This is a genomic window from Phyllobacterium sp. K27, from assembly GCF_054796155.1.
Genome location: NZ_CM139240.1, coordinates 2,233,410 through 2,253,353 on the forward strand (window position 1 = coordinate 2,233,410; position 19,944 = coordinate 2,253,353).

The 19,944-nt window shown below is 52.5% G+C and carries 21 protein-coding genes; 19 read left to right on the forward strand and 2 right to left on the reverse strand.

The features are described from left to right. The first annotated feature begins 90 nt into the window (after nt 1-90). The 16 genes from ACYJL1_RS10880 (at nt 91) to ACYJL1_RS10955 (ending at nt 14,459) form a co-directional block, all read left to right on the forward strand. Nucleotides 91-1,719 (forward strand): CTP synthase, encoded by a 1,629-nt coding sequence (locus tag ACYJL1_RS10880; protein WP_460895427.1) that lies wholly within the window; start codon nt 91-93, stop codon nt 1,717-1,719. 68 nt (nt 1,720-1,787) lie between these two features. Further along, nucleotides 1,788-2,684: a VOC family protein gene (locus ACYJL1_RS10885; protein ID WP_460895428.1), complete on the forward strand. Its 897-nt coding sequence runs from the start codon at nt 1,788-1,790 to the stop codon at nt 2,682-2,684. A gap of 1 nt (nt 2,685) precedes the next feature. Then, nucleotides 2,686-3,516: a 3-deoxy-8-phosphooctulonate synthase gene (gene kdsA / locus ACYJL1_RS10890; RefSeq protein ID WP_460895429.1), complete on the forward strand. Its 831-nt coding sequence runs from the start codon at nt 2,686-2,688 to the stop codon at nt 3,514-3,516. A gap of 101 nt (nt 3,517-3,617) precedes the next feature. Beyond that, a complete protein-coding gene (locus ACYJL1_RS10895) occupies nt 3,618-3,980 on the forward strand; it encodes a PRC-barrel domain-containing protein (RefSeq protein ID WP_460895430.1) in 363 nt (120 codons plus the stop codon). Nucleotides 3,981-4,125: 145 nt separating this feature from the next. After that, nucleotides 4,126-5,403 carry a phosphopyruvate hydratase gene (gene eno / locus ACYJL1_RS10900; protein ID WP_460895431.1) on the forward strand — a complete coding sequence of 426 codons (1,278 nt, stop codon included), beginning with the start codon at nt 4,126-4,128 and terminating at the stop codon, nt 5,401-5,403. Nucleotides 5,404-5,583: 180 nt separating this feature from the next. After that, nucleotides 5,584-5,916, forward strand: a complete 333-nt coding sequence (locus ACYJL1_RS10905; RefSeq protein WP_122084365.1) for an FtsB family cell division protein — start codon at nt 5,584-5,586, stop codon at nt 5,914-5,916. A 128-nt stretch (nt 5,917-6,044) separates the two neighbouring features. Next, complete coding sequence (pdhA, locus tag ACYJL1_RS10910; protein WP_460895432.1) at nt 6,045-7,076, forward strand: pyruvate dehydrogenase (acetyl-transferring) E1 component subunit alpha; 1,032 nt, start codon at nt 6,045-6,047, stop codon at nt 7,074-7,076. A 13-nt stretch (nt 7,077-7,089) separates the two neighbouring features. After that, nucleotides 7,090-8,487 carry a pyruvate dehydrogenase complex E1 component subunit beta gene (locus tag ACYJL1_RS10915; RefSeq protein WP_460895433.1) on the forward strand — a complete coding sequence of 466 codons (1,398 nt, stop codon included), beginning with the start codon at nt 7,090-7,092 and terminating at the stop codon, nt 8,485-8,487. A gap of 14 nt (nt 8,488-8,501) precedes the next feature. Beyond that, on the forward strand, nt 8,502-9,869 hold the full coding sequence (locus ACYJL1_RS10920) for a pyruvate dehydrogenase complex dihydrolipoamide acetyltransferase (protein WP_460895434.1): 1,368 nt from the start codon (nt 8,502-8,504) through the stop codon (nt 9,867-9,869). Nucleotides 9,870-9,877: 8 nt separating this feature from the next. Next, on the forward strand, nt 9,878-10,516 hold the full coding sequence (locus ACYJL1_RS10925; protein ID WP_460895435.1) for an SGNH/GDSL hydrolase family protein: 639 nt from the start codon (nt 9,878-9,880) through the stop codon (nt 10,514-10,516). An 18-nt stretch (nt 10,517-10,534) separates the two neighbouring features. Continuing rightward, nucleotides 10,535-11,980 (forward strand): dihydrolipoyl dehydrogenase, encoded by a 1,446-nt coding sequence (gene lpdA / locus ACYJL1_RS10930; RefSeq protein ID WP_460895436.1) that lies wholly within the window; start codon nt 10,535-10,537, stop codon nt 11,978-11,980. Between the two features lie 74 nt (nt 11,981-12,054). Continuing rightward, a complete protein-coding gene (locus tag ACYJL1_RS10935; protein ID WP_460895437.1) occupies nt 12,055-12,273 on the forward strand; it encodes a hypothetical protein in 219 nt (72 codons plus the stop codon). 13 nt (nt 12,274-12,286) lie between these two features. Next, nucleotides 12,287-12,565, forward strand: coding sequence for a GlsB/YeaQ/YmgE family stress response membrane protein (locus ACYJL1_RS10940; protein WP_115053050.1), 279 nt, complete (start codon nt 12,287-12,289; stop codon nt 12,563-12,565). Nucleotides 12,566-12,574: 9 nt separating this feature from the next. Further along, the gene (lipA, locus tag ACYJL1_RS10945) at nt 12,575-13,540 is read left to right on the forward strand and encodes a lipoyl synthase (protein ID WP_122084371.1); all 966 of its coding nucleotides are present in this window, start codon (nt 12,575-12,577) and stop codon (nt 13,538-13,540) included. A gap of 3 nt (nt 13,541-13,543) precedes the next feature. Next, a complete protein-coding gene (locus ACYJL1_RS10950) occupies nt 13,544-14,017 on the forward strand; it encodes a type II toxin-antitoxin system RatA family toxin (protein WP_460895438.1) in 474 nt (157 codons plus the stop codon). Between the two features lie 13 nt (nt 14,018-14,030). Beyond that, on the forward strand, nt 14,031-14,459 hold the full coding sequence (locus ACYJL1_RS10955) for a GNAT family N-acetyltransferase (protein WP_460895439.1): 429 nt from the start codon (nt 14,031-14,033) through the stop codon (nt 14,457-14,459). On the opposite strand, the gene ACYJL1_RS10960 is transcribed toward ACYJL1_RS10955, so the two are convergent. Both ACYJL1_RS10960 and ACYJL1_RS10965 read right to left on the reverse strand, forming a co-directional pair. Then, nucleotides 14,456-14,950, reverse strand: a complete 495-nt coding sequence (locus ACYJL1_RS10960) for a CinA family protein (protein ID WP_460895440.1) — start codon at nt 14,948-14,950, stop codon at nt 14,456-14,458. The two genes, ACYJL1_RS10955 and ACYJL1_RS10960, sit on opposite strands and share 4 nt — an antisense overlap. Continuing rightward, entirely contained in the window at nt 14,947-16,170 is a 1,224-nt protein-coding gene (locus ACYJL1_RS10965) for a bifunctional 2-C-methyl-D-erythritol 4-phosphate cytidylyltransferase/2-C-methyl-D-erythritol 2,4-cyclodiphosphate synthase (RefSeq protein WP_460898013.1), read from the reverse strand. The genes ACYJL1_RS10960 and ACYJL1_RS10965 overlap by 4 nt, the downstream gene beginning before the upstream one ends. A gap of 171 nt (nt 16,171-16,341) precedes the next feature. Between ACYJL1_RS10965 and dusB the strand changes: the two genes are divergently transcribed. From dusB to ntrC, 3 genes are read left to right on the forward strand one after another with little or no spacing between them, the layout of a single operon-like run. Further along, entirely contained in the window at nt 16,342-17,334 is a 993-nt protein-coding gene (dusB, locus tag ACYJL1_RS10970) for a tRNA dihydrouridine synthase DusB (RefSeq protein ID WP_460895441.1), read from the forward strand. Beyond that, complete coding sequence (locus ACYJL1_RS10975; RefSeq protein ID WP_460895442.1) at nt 17,334-18,473, forward strand: two-component system sensor histidine kinase NtrB; 1,140 nt, start codon at nt 17,334-17,336, stop codon at nt 18,471-18,473. The genes dusB and ACYJL1_RS10975 overlap by 1 nt, the downstream gene beginning before the upstream one ends. Before the next feature lie 2 nt (nt 18,474-18,475). Continuing rightward, complete coding sequence (gene ntrC / locus ACYJL1_RS10980; RefSeq protein WP_460895443.1) at nt 18,476-19,936, forward strand: nitrogen regulation protein NR(I); 1,461 nt, start codon at nt 18,476-18,478, stop codon at nt 19,934-19,936. The last annotated feature ends 8 nt before the right edge of the window (nt 19,937-19,944 follow it).

Sequence of the window (19,944 nt, forward strand, 5' to 3'; positions counted from 1 at the left end):
AAATGAAGAAAAGATTTGTGCGGGAAAACGGCGCTTCAGTCGAATTTTTTTGTGGCCAAATCACTTGCAAAGGACTAACGAGATAAGCCCATGGCCCGATATGTTTTCATCACTGGCGGCGTGGTTTCTTCCCTCGGAAAAGGCATCGCTGCAGCCGCTTTGGCGGCACTCCTCCAAGCTCGTGGATACCGTGTACGGATTCGCAAGCTTGATCCTTATCTCAATGTCGACCCCGGTACGATGTCGCCCTATCAACATGGCGAAGTGTTCGTAACCGACGATGGCGCTGAAACTGACCTTGATCTTGGTCATTATGAGCGTTTTACGGGGCGTCCTGCCAACAAGCAGGATAACATCACGACAGGGCGGATTTACCGCAATATTATCGAAAAGGAACGCCGGGGCGACTATCTTGGCGCGACTGTTCAGGTCATTCCTCACGTGACTGACGAGATCAAAAATTTCATTGTCGAAGGCAATGATGATTATGATTTTGTTCTTTGCGAGATTGGCGGCACGGTCGGGGACATTGAAGCAATGCCCTTCCTTGAGGCGATCCGCCAGCTCGGCAACGATTTGCCGCGTGGCACCGCTGTTTATATCCACCTGACCCTTATGCCTTACATACCGGCTGCGGGCGAACTCAAGACCAAGCCAACCCAGCACTCGGTAAAAGAGCTGCGTTCCATTGGTATTGCTCCCGATATTCTTCTCATTCGCGCTGACCGCGAGATTCCAGAATCCGAGCGGCGCAAATTATCTCTGTTCTGTAACGTCCGCGCTTCCGCTGTTATTCAGGCTCTGGATGTCGATACAATCTATGATGTGCCTATGGCCTATCACAAGGAAGGTCTGGATTCAGAAGTCCTGGCCGCATTCGGGATCGACCCGGCGCCGAAGCCCCGGATGGAGCGTTGGGACGAAGTCAGCCAGCGCATCCACAATCCGGAAGGCGAAGTCACAATTGCGATTGTTGGCAAGTATACCGGCCTGAAAGATGCGTACAAATCGCTGATTGAAGCGCTGCATCATGGCGGTATGGCCAATAAGGTGAAGGTCAACCTCGACTGGATCGAATCGGAGATATTCGAGCAGGAAGATCCTGCACCATACCTGCAAAAGGTTCATGGCATTCTGGTGCCAGGTGGTTTTGGCGAGCGTGGCTCGGAGGGCAAGATACTTGCTGCCAAGTTCGCACGCGAGAAGAAGGTGCCGTATTTCGGTATTTGTTTTGGCATGCAGATGGCAGTGATCGAGGCCGCGCGCTCCTTGGCTGGTGTTGAAAAGGCATCATCCACCGAGTTTGGACCTGCCAGCGAACCGGTTGTCGGCCTCATGACGGAGTGGCTCAAGGGCAATATGCTTGAAAAGCGTGCGCAGACTGGGGATTTAGGCGGAACCATGCGCCTTGGTGCCTATGATGCGTTGCTCAAATCCGGCACACGTATCGCTGATATTTACGGTTCTACGGACATTTCCGAGCGCCACCGGCATCGTTATGAAGTGAACATCGAATATAAGGACCGTCTTGAAGAATGCGGTCTGGTATTCTCGGGCATGTCGCCAGACGGTGTTTTGCCTGAAACGGTGGAATATCCTGATCATCCCTGGTTTATCGGCGTACAGTATCATCCGGAATTGAAGTCGCGTCCGTTTGAGCCGCATCCATTGTTTGCATCATTTATCAATGCAGCAATGGCGCAAAGCAGGCTGGTTTGATTGGCAGAGCAAGTTTGCTCCAGGGTGTGGCTTGAATTGCAATCAGCATTGAGGCACACCCTTTCATCATGAATAATTTGTCACCCCGCACGCCCCATCCTGTCGATCATCTGGTTTTGCCCACAGCAGATCTGGAAATCGCACGGATGCGGTTGGAACAACTTGGGTTCACTGTCGCGCCTGTGGGAGTACATCCTTTTGGAACGGAGAATATTTGCGTATTCCTCGGCGATAATAGCTTCCTTGAGTTTTTGGCCATAGGGCAGCGCGAAATCTGCGAGGCTGAGGCGCGCAAAGGCAATGTGTTTGTCGCGCGCGATCAGGCCTATCGATTCCGTAACGGGCAGGAAGGTTTTTCTGCGCTCGTCATGGGCAGCGAGGACGCAAAAGCTGATCATCAATCTTTCGCCGAAGCAGGTATTTCTGCCGGCAATATTCTAGACTTTTCCAGACCTTTCATCTTGCCGGACGGCAAAGAGGATCGGGCAGGGTTTCGCCTTGCTTTTGCGGCTGATCTGCGTGCGCCTGATGTATTCTTCTTCACTTGTGAGCGTGTGAACACACCGAAAGTGGATCGCAGTGCGTTGCAACACCATGCAAATGGCGCTGCCGTTTTGCGGGAAGTTGTTCTTTCCGAGATCAATCCTACGGATTTTCAGTATCCCTTGCAGGATGTGATCAATCAGCGAGATGTCAACGCGCATTCGTTCGGCATGGATATTGCGGCGGCAAATGCCAATGTGACAGTGCTTACGCCATCCGGATTGCAGGCATTTATGGGCATAGAAGCGTCAACGACCGAGCGGGGTCTGCGCTTGCAGGCTTTCGTACTTGGTGTGCGCGATCTTGCGGCAGTTGAATCTTTGCTCATCAGCAACAATATTCCCATCGAAAAGCGTGGCTCCCGCCTGATCGTGCACAAGGCACAAGGGCAGGGCGCTGCCATCGCATTTGAGGCTCTCTGATATGTCCCTGAACTCTACTGTTTCCGCTGGCAATGTCGCATTCTCCAACAGCGGCAAGCTTTCGCTCATTGCAGGTCCTTGCCAGATGGAAAGCCGCCAGCATGCTTTCGATATGGCAGGCGCATTGAAAGAAATGACCGGAAAGCTGGGTATCGGACTCGTCTATAAATCAAGCTTTGACAAAGCAAATCGTACGTCGCTTTCCGGCAAGCGTGGTTTTGGTCTGGAAAACTCGTTGCCGGTTTTTGCGGATATCAAGAAGGAACTTGGTCTTCCGACATTGACGGATGTTCATACTGAAGAGCAATGCGCCATTCTTGGCGAGGTTGTTGATGTTCTGCAGATTCCAGCGTTCCTTTGCCGCCAGACTGATCTTTTGATTGCTGCTGCCAAAACGGGCAAGATCGTGAACATCAAAAAAGGTCAGTTTCTTGCCCCTTGGGACATGAAGAATGTTGTCGCCAAGGTAACCGAAAGCGGCAATCCGAATGTGATGGTGACAGAACGCGGTGCGTCTTTCGGTTATAATACATTGGTGTCCGATATGCGGTCATTGCCAATTATGGCTAGCTTTGGTGCGCCAGTGATTTTCGACGCAACACACTCGGTGCAGCAGCCGGGCGGCCAGGGCGGTTCGACGGGAGGTCAGCGTGAGTTTGTCGAAACTCTCTCGCGTGCCGCGGTAGCCGTTGGTGTTGCGGGTGTCTTTATCGAGACTCATCAAGACCCGGACAATGCGCCATCGGACGGTCCCAACATGGTGCCGCTGGACCAGATGCCTCGTTTGCTTGAAAAGCTGCTTGAGTTCGACCGCATCGCAAAAGCTGTTTGATCAAGCGCGACATTGTTCCGCGAATAAAAATAAAGTTCTTTGCAACTCAGGGGTGCGCTCACCCATTAACCCTTCATGCAAACGCAAGAAGGAGAAGCAAGATGCCAACCAGTACTGGACACACAACTGCTATTCGCGCCTCGCGTGTCATCAGCACCAATGTTTATAACACTGCCGGGGAAAAGATGGGCGAAGTAGAGGACGTGATGCTCGACAAGACATCTGACACGATAATGTTCGCAGTTATCGGTTTTGGCGGATTCTTAGGCATTGGCGAAAAATATCACGCCATACCTTGGTCACTGCTTGACTATGATAAGGAAAATGGCGGCTATATCGTTGGGCTCACCCGCCAGCAGCTGGAGCAGGCTCCGGTGAATACCATTACCGAACTTACTGAAAACGACGGTCGCAAGGTCCGGGATATGTCGTTCTCATATTATAAGGTCAATAAGGCGGCTTAACACTGCCTGTCTCAAAAAAGGCCGCTCTCCAGCGGTCTTTTTTTCGTTTTAATGCACAAATCGAGTTGTCAGGGTTTTCCTTGTCATCTTCATTCGCTATTCAGTTGCCAGCTTATGCTGTCCCACGTTTTCAAAAGGAACTCCCATGACTGCGATTGTCGATATTATTGGCCGTGAAATTCTGGATAGTCGTGGTAACCCGACTGTGGAAGTCGATGTCATTCTGGAAGACGGTTCCATGGGCCGTGCTGCCGTGCCTTCAGGCGCATCGACTGGCGCACATGAAGCTGTTGAATTGCGCGATGGCGGAACGCGTTATCTCGGCAAGGGTGTGCAAAAAGCGGTCGACGCTGTGAACGGCGAACTGTTTGATGCGATTGGCGGTCTGGAAGCAGAAAACCAGATTCATATCGATCAGACCATGATTGAGCTCGACGGTACGCCGAACAAGAACCGTTTGGGCGCAAATGCTATCCTGGGTGTTTCACTTGCTGTTGCCAAAGCCGCTGCAGAAGCATCCGGCTTGCCACTTTACCGTTATCTTGGCGGTCCAAACGCTCATGTTCTGCCAGTGCCAATGATGAACATTATCAATGGTGGCGCACATGCGGATAACCCGATCGACTTTCAGGAATTCATGATCCTGCCAGTTGGTGCATCATCCCTCGCTGAAGCGGTGCGTTATGGTTCGGAAGTATTTCATACACTCAAGAAGCGTTTGAAGGATGCCGGACACAACACCAATGTCGGCGATGAAGGTGGCTTTGCGCCAAACCTGAAGTCGGCTCAGGAAGCCCTCGATTTTATCATGGAATCCATCGAAAAAGCCGGGTTCAAGCCAGGTGAAGAAATCGCAATCGGTCTCGACTGTGCTGCGACAGAGTTCTTCAAGGGTGGCAATTACGTCTATGAAGGTGAAAACCAGACGCGTACTCCAAAAGCACAGGCTGAATATTTGGCCCAGCTCGTCGGCAATTATCCGATCATAACAGTCGAAGACGGCATGTCGGAAGATGATTGGGAAGGCTGGAAACATCTGACTGATCTCGTTGGCAACAAGTGCCAGCTTGTCGGTGACGATCTGTTCGTAACCAATTCCGCTCGTCTTCGTGACGGTATCAAGATGGGGGTTGCCAACTCGATCCTCGTCAAGGTCAACCAGATTGGCACATTGTCTGAAACTTTCGATGCCGTGGAAACTGCGCATCGCGCCGGTTACACCGCAGTTATGTCGCATCGCTCAGGTGAGACTGAAGATTCAACTATTGCTGATCTCGCAGTTGCAACAAATTGCGGACAGATCAAGACAGGCTCGCTGGCACGTTCAGACCGGGTCGCGAAGTACAATCAGCTTATCCGTATTGAGGAAGAGCTTGGCCCGCAGGCGAGCTATGCAGGTCGGAGCATCTTCCGCTTCCTGTAATAGCTGATCTCATAATATTCGAATGGCGGGTCTTGTACCCGCCATTTTTTTGAGCGCACACAATGGACCAAGGTGCGGTTTTCGCGCGTTGGTAATCGCCTGTTAAGCAAAACAGAGTTTTATGGGAGAGTGATAAATCGGGCCATCGTGACCTGATTCCGTAGCAATCCGGATAAAGCAATGTGGACAAAACAAAGACGTAAAACCCGGCGAGGGCGCTTAATTGTTCCGCTGCTTGCGACCCTGTTTTTTGCCTATTTTGGCTTCCACGCATATCACGGTGAGTATGGTCTTTATTCTACGATAAAACTCCAGGAGCGGACCCAGCTGCTTCAGGCTCAGCTTGCCGCAGTCGTCGAGAATCGCAAGGAGCTTGAACGACAGGTTAAACTTATGCATGATGGGACAATTGAGAAGGATATGCTGGACGAGCAAGCTCGCAAAGCACTCAATGTTTCTCGTCCGGATGAGGTCACGATAATGCGTGGTTCCGGAGATTTGGCTGTTAACTGATTTCCGGTTAATAGCTGTTTTGTTGTGTATTTTGAACGGCTTATTTGCATAGCACTTATTCGATTCTGCATATTGTAACTTCTGTCTCTGCTGCTATTCTCTTGCGACCAAGTCACAGGGAGTGAGATATGGCCACGAGGGCGAAAAAAAGCCCTGCGCGTTCTGCGCAGACTTCTGCTGCTAAAGCACCAAAACCGATCGAATTCACCAAAGAGCAAGAGCTGGAAGCCTACCGGCAGATGTTGCTGATCCGCCGTTTCGAAGAAAAGGCTGGTCAACTTTATGGCATGGGCTTCATTGGCGGCTTCTGTCACCTTTATATCGGGCAGGAAGCAGTCGTCACCGGCATGCAAATGTCGCTGAAAGAAGGTGATCAGAATATCACCGGGTATCGAGACCACGGTCATATGCTCGCTTGCGGTATGAGTCCGCGGGGCGTGATGGCTGAACTGACCGGACGTCGCGGCGGCCTTTCCAAGGGTAAGGGCGGCTCGATGCACATGTTCTCCAAGGAAAAGCATTTCTACGGCGGTCACGGTATCGTCGGTGCACAGGTTTCGCTTGGAACAGGTCTCGCATTCGCCAATCGCTACCGTGACAATGGCAATGTTTCGCTCACCTATTTCGGCGATGGTGCAGCCAATCAGGGGCAGGTCTATGAAAGCTTCAACATGGCATCGCTATGGAAGCTTCCTGTCGTCTATATCGTTGAAAATAATCGCTATGCGATGGGTACCTCGGTTTCCCGCGCATCTGCCGAGACTGATTTTTCCAAGCGTGGCCTTTCCTTCAATATTCCCGGCATTCAGGTCGATGGCATGGATGTTCGTGCCGTTTATGCTGCGGCTGAAGAAGCGACTGCCTGGGCGCGCTCCGGCAAGGGTCCAATGATCCTTGAGATGCAGACTTACCGGTATCGTGGTCACTCCATGTCGGATCCGGCCAAGTACCGCACGAAGGATGAAGTGCAGAAGATGCGCTCCGACCATGACCCAATTGAGCAGGTGAAAAACCGGTTGATCGAAAAAGGATGGTCCACTGAGGATGATCTGAAAAAGATCGATAAGGACGTTCGCGATATCGTGGCAGATGCTGCCGATTTCGCCCAGTCCGATCCGGAGCCGGATGCATCCGAGCTTTACACCGACATTTTGCTCTAAGGGAGGCGCGATCATGCCTGTAGATATTTTGATGCCAGCACTCTCGCCGACCATGGAAGAGGGCAAGCTTTCCAAATGGCTGAAAAAAGAAGGTGATAAGGTCACTTCCGGTGACATTCTCGCAGAAATTGAAACCGATAAAGCGACAATGGAAGTCGAAGCAGTCGACGAGGGTACAATCGGCAAGATTCTGGTTGCTGAAGGTACTGATGGTGTGAAGGTAAACACCGTGATTGCCGTACTACTTGGCGATGGCGAAAGCGCTGATGATGCCGCTGCTCCCAAGGCAGATGCTCCCGCCAAGGCGGAAGAGGCACCAGCACAGTCGGAAGCTCCCAAACAAGACGCGGCTCCTGAAAAGACCAGCGTTCCTGCTGTGCCAAAAACTGAGGTCGCAGCTGATCCGGATATTCCGGCGGGTACGGAAATGGTTTCGACAACCGTTCGTGAAGCCTTGCGCGATGCGATGGCCGAAGAAATGCGCCGCGATGACACTGTATTTGTCATGGGTGAGGAAGTTGCCGAATATCAGGGTGCCTATAAGATCACTCAAGGCCTGCTTGATGAATTTGGTCCGCGCCGCGTTGTCGATACGCCAATTACGGAACACGGCTTTGCCGGTGTTGGCGTTGGTGCTGCAATGACGGGTTTGCGCCCGATCGTTGAGTTCATGACATTCAACTTTGCCATGCAGGCAATCGACCAAATCCTCAACTCGGCGGCCAAGACGCTCTATATGTCCGGCGGCCAGATGGGTGCGCCAATGGTTTTCCGTGGCCCAAGTGGCGCAGCCTCCCGCGTGGCCGCACAGCATTCGCAATGTTATGCTGCCTGGTACAGCCACATTCCCGGCCTGAAAGTTGTCATGCCTTATTCGGCTGCCGATGCAAAAGGTCTGCTCAAGGCAGCAATCCGCGATCCGAACCCTGTGATCTTTCTTGAGAACGAAATCCTTTACGGTCATTCCTTTGATGTGCCGAAGCTTGATGATTTCGTCCTGCCAATCGGCAAGGCTCGTATCCACAAGAAGGGCAAGGATGTTACGCTTGTCTCATTCGGCATTGGCATGAACTATACGGTGAAGGCCGAAGTCGAACTTGCCAAGATGGGTATTGATGCTGAGATTATTGATCTGCGCACAATCCGGCCAATGGATATTCCAACTGTGGTAGAGTCAGTAAAGAAAACAGGTCGTCTCGTAACCATTGAGGAAGGCTACCCGCAGTCCTCTGTCGGTACCGAAATCGCGACCCGTGTCATGCAGCAGGCCTTTGATTATCTCGATGCGCCAATACTGACGATTGCGGGTAAGGACGTTCCAATGCCTTATGCTGCCAATCTGGAAAAGCTGGCGCTGCCCAACATTCAGGAAATTATCGACGCCGTCAAAGCTGTGACCTACACAGCGTAAGGGAGGAAACCGATATGCCGATCAATATCACCATGCCGGCGCTTTCTCCCACGATGGAAGAGGGCAATCTTGCCAAATGGCTTGTCAAGGAAGGCGATAAGGTTGGTCCCGGCGATGTGATTGCCGAGATTGAAACCGACAAGGCAACGATGGAAGTCGAGGCCGTAGATGAAGGCACTGTGGCCAAAATCGTCGTTCCGGCAGGCACGGAAGGCGTCAAGGTCAATGCTTTGATTGCTATTCTCGCCGCCGATGGCGAGGATGTCGGCGCTGCTGCGCAAGGCGGCGGCGATGCTGCTCCTGCCAAAGCAGAAGCAAAAGATGAAAAGAAGGCCGGGCCAGCAGCAGAAGCCCCCAAGGCCGATGCGCCTAAATCAGAACCGGCCAAGGCTGAGGCACCAAAGCAGGAAACAGCTGCTCCGGCACCTGCCGATGCCAAATCGGGCGATCGTCCATTCTCGTCACCGCTTGCGCGCCGTATTGCCAAGGATGCAGGTATTGATCTTACTGCCGTCACCGGCTCCGGTCCGCATGGTCGCGTGATCAAGAAAGACGTCGAAGCAGCTATTGCCGGAGGCGGTGCCAAATCGGCCGCACCTGCCGCTGCTGCTGCATCCGCAGCGCCCAAGCCAATGTCTGATGACGCTGTACTAAAATTGTTTGCTGAAGGCTCTTACGAGCTTGTGCCGCATGATGGCATGCGCAAGACAATCGCCAAGCGTCTTCTCGAGGCAAAGTCGACGGTTCCTCACTTCTATTTGACTGTCGATTGCGAGCTGGATGCTCTTTTGGCTCTGCGCCAGCAGATCAACCTTGCCGCACCAATGCGCAAGACCGATAAGGGCGACGTTCCAGTCTACAAGCTTTCGGTCAATGATTTCATCATCAAGGCGATGGCTTTGGCATTGCGGGATGTTCCGGAAGCCAATGTTTCCTGGACCGAAAGCAATATGGTCAAGCACAAGCATTCGGACGTGGGCGTCGCTGTCTCCATTCCTGGCGGATTGATCACGCCAATCATTCGCAAGGCAGAAGAGAAAACCCTGTCGGCCATTTCCAATGAAATGAAAGATTTGGCCAAGCGGGCGCGTGATCGTAAGCTGAAGCCCGAGGAATATCAGGGCGGCACAACGGCGGTCTCCAATCTCGGCATGTTCGGCGTGAAAGACTTCGCCGCGATCATCAATCCACCGCATGCAACCATCCTTGCCATTGGTGCGGGTGAAGAACGTGCTGTGGTGAAAAAAGGTGAGATCAAGGTTGCCACCGTGATGTCCGTTACGCTTTCAACCGACCATCGTGCCGTTGACGGCGCTCTTGGAGCAGAACTGGCTCAAGCCTTCAAACGCCACATTGAAAACCCGATGGGCATGCTGGTCTGAGAAGAACCATGAAAACAGTCCTGTGCTATGGCGACTCACTGACCTGGGGATATATCCCGGACGGATCGGGTCGCCATGCATTGGCTGATCGTTGGCCGCAAGCGCTTCAGGCAGAGCTTGGAGCAAGCGTTAATGTCGTTGCGGACGGTTTGAACGGACGCACGACTGCCTATGATGATCATCTATCGGGGTTTCAAAGGAATGGCGCCAAGACGCTTACCACCGTTCTTGGCACCCATTTTCCGCTCGATCTGGTCATCATCATGCTTGGCACGAATGATATGAAGACGTTTCTCTGCGGCAATGCGCAGGGTGCAAAACGAGGCATTCAGCGGTTGATTGAAATCGTCCGCACAACGCCATACCAGATGAACGCCAAGCCGCCGCAGATACTTGTCATGTCGCCGCCCGCTTTGGGTGAAGCACAGAGGCCGGAATTCCGGCTGACCTTCGAGCAAGGCATTGAGCAATCGCGCTTGCTTGCTGAATTCTATCGCGATGCGGCAGACATGGCCGGTTGTGCGTTCTTCGATGCGGGATCGGTGGCGAAAACATCGCCGCTCGATGGTGTACATCTTGATGCAGAAAATACCCGGGCAATCGGCAAGGCCGTTGCACTCATCGTTCGAGGCATACTCGATCTTTAATTCAGGAGGACAATGGTCTTGGCCAATAATTACGACGTGATCATCATTGGTTCTGGCCCTGGTGGCTATGTGACTGCAATTCGTTCCGCGCAGCTTGGCCTTAAGACCGCTATTGTTGAGCGGGAACATCTGGGCGGCATATGTCTCAACTGGGGTTGTATACCAACTAAAGCATTGCTGCGTTCGGCTGAGATTTTTCATTACGGCCAGCACGCCAAGGATTACGGTCTGACAATTGAAGGCAAGATTTCGGCTGATATCAAAGCTGTTGTGCAGCGTTCGCGCGGCGTCTCGGCTCGCCTGAATGCGGGCATCGGCTTCCTCATGAAGAAGAACAAAGTTGATGTCATCTGGGGAGAAGCAAAGCTCTCAAAGCCCGGTGAGATTGTTGTTTCGAAGACCTCGAAGAAGCCCATGGAGCCGCAAAACCCTGTTCCGAAGAATGCGCAGGGCGAGGGCACTTATACGGCCAAACATATTATTCTCGCCACTGGCGCACGCCCGCGTGCACTGCCGGGCATCGAGCCGGACGGCAAGTTGATCTGGACCTATTTCGAAGCCATGGTCCCACCTGAAATGCCTAAATCCCTTGTGGTCATGGGCTCGGGCGCGATTGGTATCGAGTTCGCATCATTCTATCGCACCATGGGGGCCGAGGTCACAGTCGTCGAGCTTCTGCCGAATGTCATGCCTGTGGAAGATGCGGAAATATCTGCCATTGCCCGCAAGCAATTTGAAAAGCAGGGCATGAAAATCATTACCGAAGCCAAGGTAACAAAGGTTGAGAAAGCGGCTAATTCCATCACTGCTCACGTGGAAACCAAGGATGGCAAGGTTGAGAAGATCACTGCTGACCGGTTGATTTCAGCTGTTGGTGTTCAGGGTAACATTGAAAACCTTGGTCTTGAGGCTCTCGGTGTGAAGACAGATCGCGGCTGTGTTGTCATTGATGGCTATGGCAAGACAAACATTCCGGGCATCTACGCGATTGGCGATGTGGCCGGACCACCCATGCTGGCGCACAAGGCTGAGCACGAAGGGGTTATCTGCGTCGAGAAGATCGCAAATGTCCCCGGCGTCCATCCAATGGAAAAAGACAAGATTCCCGGCTGCACCTATTGCCACCCGCAGGTTGCGTCTGTCGGCCTGACCGAAGCCAAGGCGAAGGAAGGCGGCCGCGAAATCCGTGTTGGACGGTATCCATTCGTTGCAAATGGCAAGGCGATTGCACTTGGCGAGGATCAAGGTCTGGTCAAGACGATCTTCGACAAGAAGACCGGCCAATTGATTGGCGCGCATATGGTTGGCGCTGAGGTGACTGAACTGATACAGGGCTTTGTCATCGCCATGAATCTGGAGACGACGGAAGAAGAATTGATGCACACGGTCTTCCCGCACCCAACCTTATCGGAAATGATGAAGGAAAGTGTGCTGGATGCTTATGGACGCGTGCTTAACGCCTGATAGTTGAGGCGACAGGAAAGGAACCGAAGCTGGTAGTCATCAAAGACAGCAGGCCCTGGATCAGTTTTTCGTGGTTGATTCTTAAATGGTCGACCCTGATCGGCATTGTGCTGGGTTTCGTGCCTGCTGCCTTGAGTCTGGTTTCGGGTAACACCATATCAATCAACGGTATGGCAATTGCCGGCTGGACAGGCGTTTGGGTGGTGACTTTTGCCTGCGGCTTGGGCGGGTTTCTTTTCGGTGTTATATGGGCCTTGGTATTTCGCGCCATCGCCATTGCATCTGGGCGCTAAAAGGGAACGAAGAATGGATCAGCCAGTCGGAATAATGGGTATGCCCGAAGTCGGTTTCTTCGGCATGCTGCTTATCGGGTTCCTCGCGGGCTATATTGCCGAGAAGGCGATGAGCCGCAATCATGGGCTTTTTACCAATATTCTGGTTGGTATTGCCGGTTCCTTTGTTGGCGGGACATTGGCAGGTCTGGTGAATTTCAATTTCTACGGATTCTTTGGAAATCTGATCGTTGCGACAGTTGGCGCAATTCTCATCCTGTGGGTCTTTGGTAAAGCCAAAGCCGCAAATTAGGATATTCTAATGGTTACGGTACTCGACACCATCGATCAAAAAAGGCGTCTGCGCCATCCGGAAAAGGCTAATCGCCCGGATACAGAGCTTCTCAAGAAGCCTGACTGGATACGTGTAAAAGCGCCCGTGTCGAAGGGATATTCCGAAACACGCGATATTGTGCGCTCCCATAATCTTGTCACCGTTTGTGAAGAGGCAGGTTGCCCGAATATTGGGGAATGCTGGGACAAGAAACACGCGACCTTCATGATCATGGGTGAGATCTGCACGCGTGCCTGCGCATTTTGTAATGTTGCGACTGGCTTGCCGAAGGCGCTTGACCCTGAAGAACCGGAAAATGTTGGCAAAGCAGTCTTGAAAATGGGCCTGCAGCACGTTGTCATCACTTCCGTGGATCGTGATGATCTGGCTGATGGCGGGGCGCAGCATTTTGCCGATGTCATTTTGGCCATTCGCCGCATTTCGCCGGGTACGACCATTGAAATTCTGACGCCCGACTTCCTTCGCAAGCCCGGCGCGTTGGAAATCGTTGTTGCCGCGCGCCCCGACGTTTTCAATCACAATCTTGAAACTGTGCCTTCGAATTATCTGAAAGTTCGTCCGGGCGCTCGTTATTTCCACTCGATCCGTCTGTTGCAACGTGTGAAGGAAATCGATCCCACGATCTTCACCAAATCCGGCATCATGGTTGGATTGGGTGAAGAGCGAAACGAAGTTTTGCAGCTCATGGATGACCTACGTTCAGCTGATGTGGATTTCATGACGATTGGCCAATATCTCCAACCCACCCGTAAGCACCATGCTGTTCTGAACTATGTCACGCCTGATGAGTTCAAGTCCTATGCGACTATTGCCAAGACAAAGGGCTTCCTCGTCGTTGCTTCAAGTCCACTCACACGGTCCTCACACCATGCCGGCGAAGATTTTGCCAGATTGAGAGCTGCACGCGAGGCGCTGCACGCAAGCCGCGCCTGACATATGCCGAAATTTGACACGACCCGACCTGTTGCCCACCGTGCAGAGCAGATGTTCGACCTTGTAGCCGATGTGGAAAGCTATCCGCAGTTTCTTCCCATGTGCGAGAGCCTTAAAGTGCGCTCCCGCAAAGAGCGGGACGGCAAGGTTTTGCTCATTGCCGATATGACGGTTGGCTATAAGCTGATCCGCGAAACCTTCACCAGTCAGGTTTTGCTCAAGCGCGAAGAAAACATAATAGAAACGAAATATATTGATGGTCCGTTTCGCTATCTGGATAATCGCTGGCAGTTCATTCCCGATGTGAACCCTGAGCGATCGACTGTAAAATTCTACATCGATTACGAGTTTAAAAGCCGTACCCTTGGCTTTCTTATGGGTTCCATGTTTGACATTGCGTTCAGGAAATTCACTGAAGCGTTTGAAAAGCGTGCCGATGCCATTTACGGTATAGACGGCAACTCGCCCGTCTCTTGAGAAGAGTTTTCCAGTGCAGCAAGACCACACCAATTATCAACTGAGCGTCGAAACACCGTCTGTGGATGATTATCTTCGTCTTCGAATAATATCGGGACTGAGTCCAAAGGGCAGGGAAGCTGCCGAAATCGGCCTGCCCAACACTATTCATGCTGCGATCATCCGATATCAAGGCCAGACAGTTGGGATGGGCCGGCTTATTGGGGACAATGGTTGTTTCTATCAAGTTGTCGATATTGCCGTGGACCCGGAGCACCAGGGCAAGGGACTAGGTAAGATCATAGTGGAAAACCTTGTCGACTATGTGCAGCGTAATGCACCGGATGGTGCCTATTGCAGCTTGATTGCAGATGGTCCCGCCAAATATCTTTATGAAAAATTTGGTTTTGAGCCAGTCACGCCCAACTCGATTGGTATGGCATTCATGGTTAAGCGCTCTTAGTTTTCCAGAGCCGAAAGCGCCATATCAAGTGCAGCATTGACCGCGGCCATGCGAATTGAGGCTCGCCCCTTATCTTCAAAAACATGCCGCACTGCAACCGGTTCCTGTTCTTTGAGAGCCAGCCCGAACCAAACAAGGCCGACTGGCTTATCCTGCGATCCGCCGCCTGGTCCGGCTATGCCGGTGACGGACAGGGCCATAGAGGCGCGTGAACGGGCCAGGGCACCTGTGGCCATGGCCAATGCCACTTCCTTTGAGACAGCGCCATATTTTTCGATCATTTCATGGGGGACGCCCAGCATGTCGTGCTTGGCCGCATTGGAGTAAGTGACAAAGCCCCTGTCAACAACATCAGACGAGCCGCCAATATCTGTCAGCGCGGCAGCAATCAGCCCGCCAGTGCAGGATTCAGCAGTTGCAAGCATGATACCCTGACCCCGACATGCTGCCAGCAATGCGGTTGCCTTTGCTTCTGCTATAAGCTTGCTCATTCAGGTAATCCGCCGGGATAAATGACCGAGGCAGTTGCTATTGCAGCAATCCCTTCCTCGCGTCCGATAAAGCCGAGTTTCTCGTTCGTCGTCGCTTTGATGGAAATGCGATCTGGGGTAATTCCAAGCATCTTCGCAAGAGCCGCTGTCATAGCTTCCCGATGTGGGCCGATCTTGGGTGCCTCGCAGATCAAGGTAATATCCGCATTGGCGATTCTTCCGCCAGCTTCTTTCACAATCTTCACGGCATGTTCAACGAAAATATGAGAGGCCGCGCCTTTCCACTGTGGATCAGAAGGCGGAAAATGCGTTCCGATATCTCCGGCACCGCGTGTTGCCAGCAAGGCATCGGTCAGGGCATGTAAAGCGACATCAGCGTCGGAGTGTCCAGAAAGCTTCTTGTTGTGCTCGATGAAAACACCGGCCAACCAGACACCTTCGCCCGGCTCAAAGGCATGAACGTCATATCCATTGCCAGTCCGTACGTCCGGATAGGCTACCTGCTTCTGCGACAGACGATCATCGGCCATTTCAATATCCTTTGCCCATGTGAGCTTTGTATTATCCGCTGATCCTTCAACGATACGCACGGGCAAACGGTGCCATTCAGCGATGGCGGAATCATCAGTAAAGTCAGAACGTCCGGCGGCGAAGGCCGCGTTGTGTGCATCAAGGATTGGTTGATAAGGAAAAGCCTGAGGGGTTTGCGCTGCATATAGACCGGCACGGGGCACCGTTGCGCTCACCATTGCATCGGGACCAGCAGCTTTCAATGTATCGGAAACGGCTAACACGGGCAGGACGCCGATATGAGGCATAAGATTAAAGATAACGCGCTCAAGCAGGTCTGCGGCTATGAACGGCCGCACGCCATCGTGAATGAGCACATGATCGATTCCTGCATTGTCCAAGGCAAGCAGACCAAGACGGGTTGATTCCTGTCGTGTTGGTCCGCCAGTAACAGCTTTAACTTTGTCGGCAACATCGCCCAGCGCTTGTTCAAACAGTGCGCCATCTTCTTTATGAATGACCACGATAATTTGATCGATCATAGGACAGCCAAGAAAAGCACGTACCGTATGCATCAGCACAGCTTCGCCGCCGATCCGGCGATATTGCTTGGGACCTTCGACGCTTTGGCCGGCGCGTTCGCCGCGTCCAGCCGCTACGATGACAGCAGCTACCCGCAGTTTGTTGTCGTCAGTCTTGGCAGACACAATTCTCTCCAATTGATCAATCTGCGTTACCCTTTGCCAAACCGAAAGGCTAGAGGTTTCGATTATTAAAGGTCGAAAACTGATCAGAGAAAGACGTGGATTGCCTTGCGAAGCGGCATGATCATGTCTAAAGGTTAGGCTATTATAAAAGTGCATACGAAACAGGCAGACGTAGTGATCGATTTAAAGCAACCATTGACCGTAGGCGGCGTCGAATTACGCAATCGCGTATTTCTGGCACCAATGTCCGGCGTATCGGATTTGCCATTTCGTCAGCTTGCCTGGCAGGCGGGTGCTGGCATGGTTGTGTCCGAAATGGTCGCGAGTGCGGAACTCTGCACGCGGGAGCGTGGAAATCTTCTACGTCTCAAGGGCGATGGATTAGGCACTCATGTCGTTCAGATTGCTGGTCGTGAAACCAGATGGATGGCGGAAGCTGCTCGTATTGCTGAGGGCGAGGGTGCCCATATCATCGACATCAATATGGGCTGCCCTGCGAAAAAAGTAACTGGAGGTCTGTCCGGTTCTGCGCTTATGCGCGACCTTGATCATGCCTTAACGCTGATTGACGCAACCATTAATGCCGTCAAAGTGCCGGTAACGCTGAAGATGCGCCTTGGCTGGGACGATAACTCCATCAATGCGCCAGAGCTTGCACTGAGAGCAGAACAGGCCGGTGTGCAGATGATAACGGTGCATGGGCGCACACGCTGTCAGTTTTATGAAGGCAAGGCCGACTGGCGTGCTATTCATGCGGTTCGTGACGTCATCTCCATCCCGCTTGTTGCCAATGGCGATGTTTTGACCCGCGATGATGCGATTGCCATACTGGAATCTTCCGGGGCTGATGCGGTTATGGTCGGGCGCGGTTCTTATGGTCAGCCATGGCTGCCGGGTTGGATTGCAAGCGATAACAGCTCCGATGCTCCCGACATTGTGGCTGATTATGCAGTGGTCCATTACGAGGCGATGCTGGCACATTATGGTGAGGCCACGGGTATTCGGCACTCCCGCAAGCATCTGGGCTGGTATCTGGATTTGCACGGCGTTGATATCGGGCCTGCACTACGCGGTTCGATCATGACAGAAACAAATCCATTACTTGTGGCCCAACGTCTGCGTGATGCTTTGAGCCGCCCGCAGACTGAATTGAAGAAAGTTGCTTGATGACAGTAACGGAAGATACGCTGGCAAGCATGGTTCTCAATTCGCTGCGCCATCCCGTTATAATGCTGGATGAGGCGGGTTATATCTCTTATGCCAATGCTGATGCGGAAGCGTTTTTCCGGTCAAGCGCTACGATCTTGAGTCGAAATACTCTTGATATGCTGCTGCCATTTGGCAGTCCGCTGCTGGCTTTGGTTAAACAGGTGCGTGAGAGTCCGTCGCCGGTAAACGAGTATCGCGTAGATGTATCGTCGCCGCGTCTTGGCCAGGACCGTATTGTCGATCTGTATGTGACGCCGGTAAGCGAGTCGCCCGGCTCCATCGTTATCCTGTTCAAAGAGCGCTCAATGGCGGAAAAACTTGACCGCCAGATGACCCATAGAGGTGCGGCGCGTTCAGTCACGGGCCTTGCTTCCATGCTGGCGCACGAGATCAAGAATCCACTTTCGGGTATACGCGGTGCAGCTCAACTACTCGAAATGGGCCTCAACGATGACGACAGGGCCCTGACACGCCTGATAACCGATGAGACCGACCGAATTGTATCACTTGTGGATCGCATGGAAGTGTTTTCTGATGAGCGACCGATTGAGCGCGAAGCAGTCAACATTCATGTGGTTTTGGATCACGTCAAGGCAATCGCCAAGAACGGTTTTGCCAGCCATATAAAGATTCACGAGGATTATGATCCCTCGTTGCCCTATGTTTTTGCCAATCGCGATCAACTTGTGCAGATATTTCTCAATCTTGTAAAAAATGCTGCCGAGTCGATCGGCGCAAATGAGCCGGGTGAAATTACACTTTCAACGGCATTTCGCCCCGGCATCAGGCTGTCCGTACCAGGCATGCGTAACCGCGTTTCGCTTCCGCTGGAGTTTTGCGTCTCTGATACGGGCGCTGGCGTTTCACCTGATATCATGCCGCATCTGTTTGATCCTTTTGTTACGACGAAGCCAAATGGATCGGGCCTCGGGCTCGCGCTGGTAGCGAAAATTGTTGGTGATCATGGCGGTGTGATTGAATGCGATTCATTTCCCCGCAAGACAACATTCCGGATTTTGATGCCTGCCTGGCAAAACGGTCCGCTTGACGATGACCACGCAGATGACAATCCATACCCCACTAAGACAGGATTCTGATAATGAGTTTGGGCAGCATTCTCGTAGCCGATGACGATGCGGCAATCAGAACGGTTCTCAATCAGGCACTTTCGCGTGCCGGCTATGATGTTCGCATAACATCGAATGCAGCAACCTTATGGCGCTGGATTTCGGCGGGTGATGGCGATCTTGTGATTACTGATGTGATCATGCCGGATGAAAACGCCTTTGATCTTTTGCCGCGCATAAAGAAATCCCGCCCCGACTTGCCGGTTATCGTTATGAGCGCGCAAAATACGTTCATGACCGCTATTCGCGCTTCGGAAGCGGGAGCCTATGAATACTTGCCAAAGCCATTCGATCTGACTGAATTTGTCAGCATTGTTGGCCGGGCACTGGCGGAGCCGAAAAAGAAACTCGACAAACGACCTGTAGACGAGCAACCGGATACAATGCCGTTGGTGGGCCGTTCTCCCGCCATGCAGGACATCTACCGTGTACTCGCCCGTATGATGCAAACAGACTTGACGGTCATGATTTCCGGTGAGTCCGGTACAGGCAAGGAACTGGTAGCTCGTGCATTGCATGAATATGGCCGACGGCGCAAAGGACCCTTCGTTGCAATCAATATGGCTGCAATTCCACGTGACCTGATTGAATCGGAATTGTTCGGACATGAACGCGGAGCCTTTACCGGAGCGCAGAACCGCTCCAGCGGGCGTTTCGAACAGGCTGATGGTGGAACACTCTTTCTTGATGAAATTGGCGACATGCCGATGGAGGCGCAGACCCGTCTGCTGCGTGTTCTGCAGCAGGGTGAGTATATGACCGTCGGTGGGCGGACACCGATCAAGACTGATGTGCGAATTGTTGCGGCAAGCAATAAGGATCTTCGGACTCTCATCAATCAGGGGCTGTTTCGCGAAGATTTATACTACCGCCTTAATGTGGTGCCCTTGCGTTTGCCGCCGCTGCGTGAGCGCGGAGAGGACATTCCTGATCTGGTCCGGCATTTCTTCAAGATGGCGGTTAAAGACGGTCTTCCGGAAAAACGCATTACCGGAGCCGGTCTGGATCTCATGCGCCGTTATCCATGGGCGGGGAACGTACGAGAGCTGGAAAACCTTGTCCGGCGTTTGGCAGCGCTTTACCCGCAGGAAGAAATCAACGCGGATGTCATTGAACTTGAGCTAAAGGCGGATCTGCGTCCAGCCGAGCCAGCATCAAATGGTTTGGCGAATGAAGACATTACCATTGCTCAGGCCGTGGAATTGAATATGCAGCGGTACTTCTTGTCCTATGGGGATGATCTGCCGCCCGCGGGGCTTTATCAGCGCGTGCTGGAAGAGGTGGAATATCCGCTTATCCTGTCATGTTTGACTGCCACCCATGGCAATCAAATCAAGGCTGCTGAACTGCTGGGGCTAAACCGCAACACGTTGCGCAAGAAAATTCGCGAACTGGGTGTCAATATTTACAAGAACAATAAAAGTGATCGCTGAGGCAGGCG

Excerpts from the sequence above, each read along its gene's own strand:
- ACYJL1_RS10880 (WP_460895427.1), top strand. The coding sequence starts at position 91 with ATGGCCCGATATGTTTTCATCACTGGCGGCGTGGTTTCTTCCCTCGGA.
- ACYJL1_RS10885 (WP_460895428.1), top strand. The coding sequence starts at position 1,788 with ATGAATAATTTGTCACCCCGCACGCCCCATCCTGTCGATCATCTGGTT.
- kdsA (WP_460895429.1), top strand. The coding sequence starts at position 2,686 with ATGTCCCTGAACTCTACTGTTTCCGCTGGCAATGTCGCATTCTCCAAC.
- ACYJL1_RS10895 (WP_460895430.1), top strand. The coding sequence starts at position 3,618 with ATGCCAACCAGTACTGGACACACAACTGCTATTCGCGCCTCGCGTGTC.
- eno (WP_460895431.1), top strand. The coding sequence starts at position 4,126 with ATGACTGCGATTGTCGATATTATTGGCCGTGAAATTCTGGATAGTCGT.
- ACYJL1_RS10905 (WP_122084365.1), top strand. The coding sequence starts at position 5,584 with ATGTGGACAAAACAAAGACGTAAAACCCGGCGAGGGCGCTTAATTGTT.
- pdhA (WP_460895432.1), top strand. The coding sequence starts at position 6,045 with ATGGCCACGAGGGCGAAAAAAAGCCCTGCGCGTTCTGCGCAGACTTCT.
- ACYJL1_RS10915 (WP_460895433.1), top strand. The coding sequence starts at position 7,090 with ATGCCTGTAGATATTTTGATGCCAGCACTCTCGCCGACCATGGAAGAG.
- ACYJL1_RS10920 (WP_460895434.1), top strand. The coding sequence starts at position 8,502 with ATGCCGATCAATATCACCATGCCGGCGCTTTCTCCCACGATGGAAGAG.
- ACYJL1_RS10925 (WP_460895435.1), top strand. The coding sequence starts at position 9,878 with ATGAAAACAGTCCTGTGCTATGGCGACTCACTGACCTGGGGATATATC.
- ACYJL1_RS10940 (WP_115053050.1), top strand. The coding sequence starts at position 12,287 with ATGGATCAGCCAGTCGGAATAATGGGTATGCCCGAAGTCGGTTTCTTC.
- lipA (WP_122084371.1), top strand. The coding sequence starts at position 12,575 with ATGGTTACGGTACTCGACACCATCGATCAAAAAAGGCGTCTGCGCCAT.
- ACYJL1_RS10950 (WP_460895438.1), top strand. The coding sequence starts at position 13,544 with ATGCCGAAATTTGACACGACCCGACCTGTTGCCCACCGTGCAGAGCAG.
- ACYJL1_RS10960 (WP_460895440.1), bottom strand. The coding sequence starts at position 14,950 with ATGAGCAAGCTTATAGCAGAAGCAAAGGCAACCGCATTGCTGGCAGCA.
- ACYJL1_RS10975 (WP_460895442.1), top strand. The coding sequence starts at position 17,334 with ATGACAGTAACGGAAGATACGCTGGCAAGCATGGTTCTCAATTCGCTG.
- ntrC (WP_460895443.1), top strand. The coding sequence starts at position 18,476 with ATGAGTTTGGGCAGCATTCTCGTAGCCGATGACGATGCGGCAATCAGA.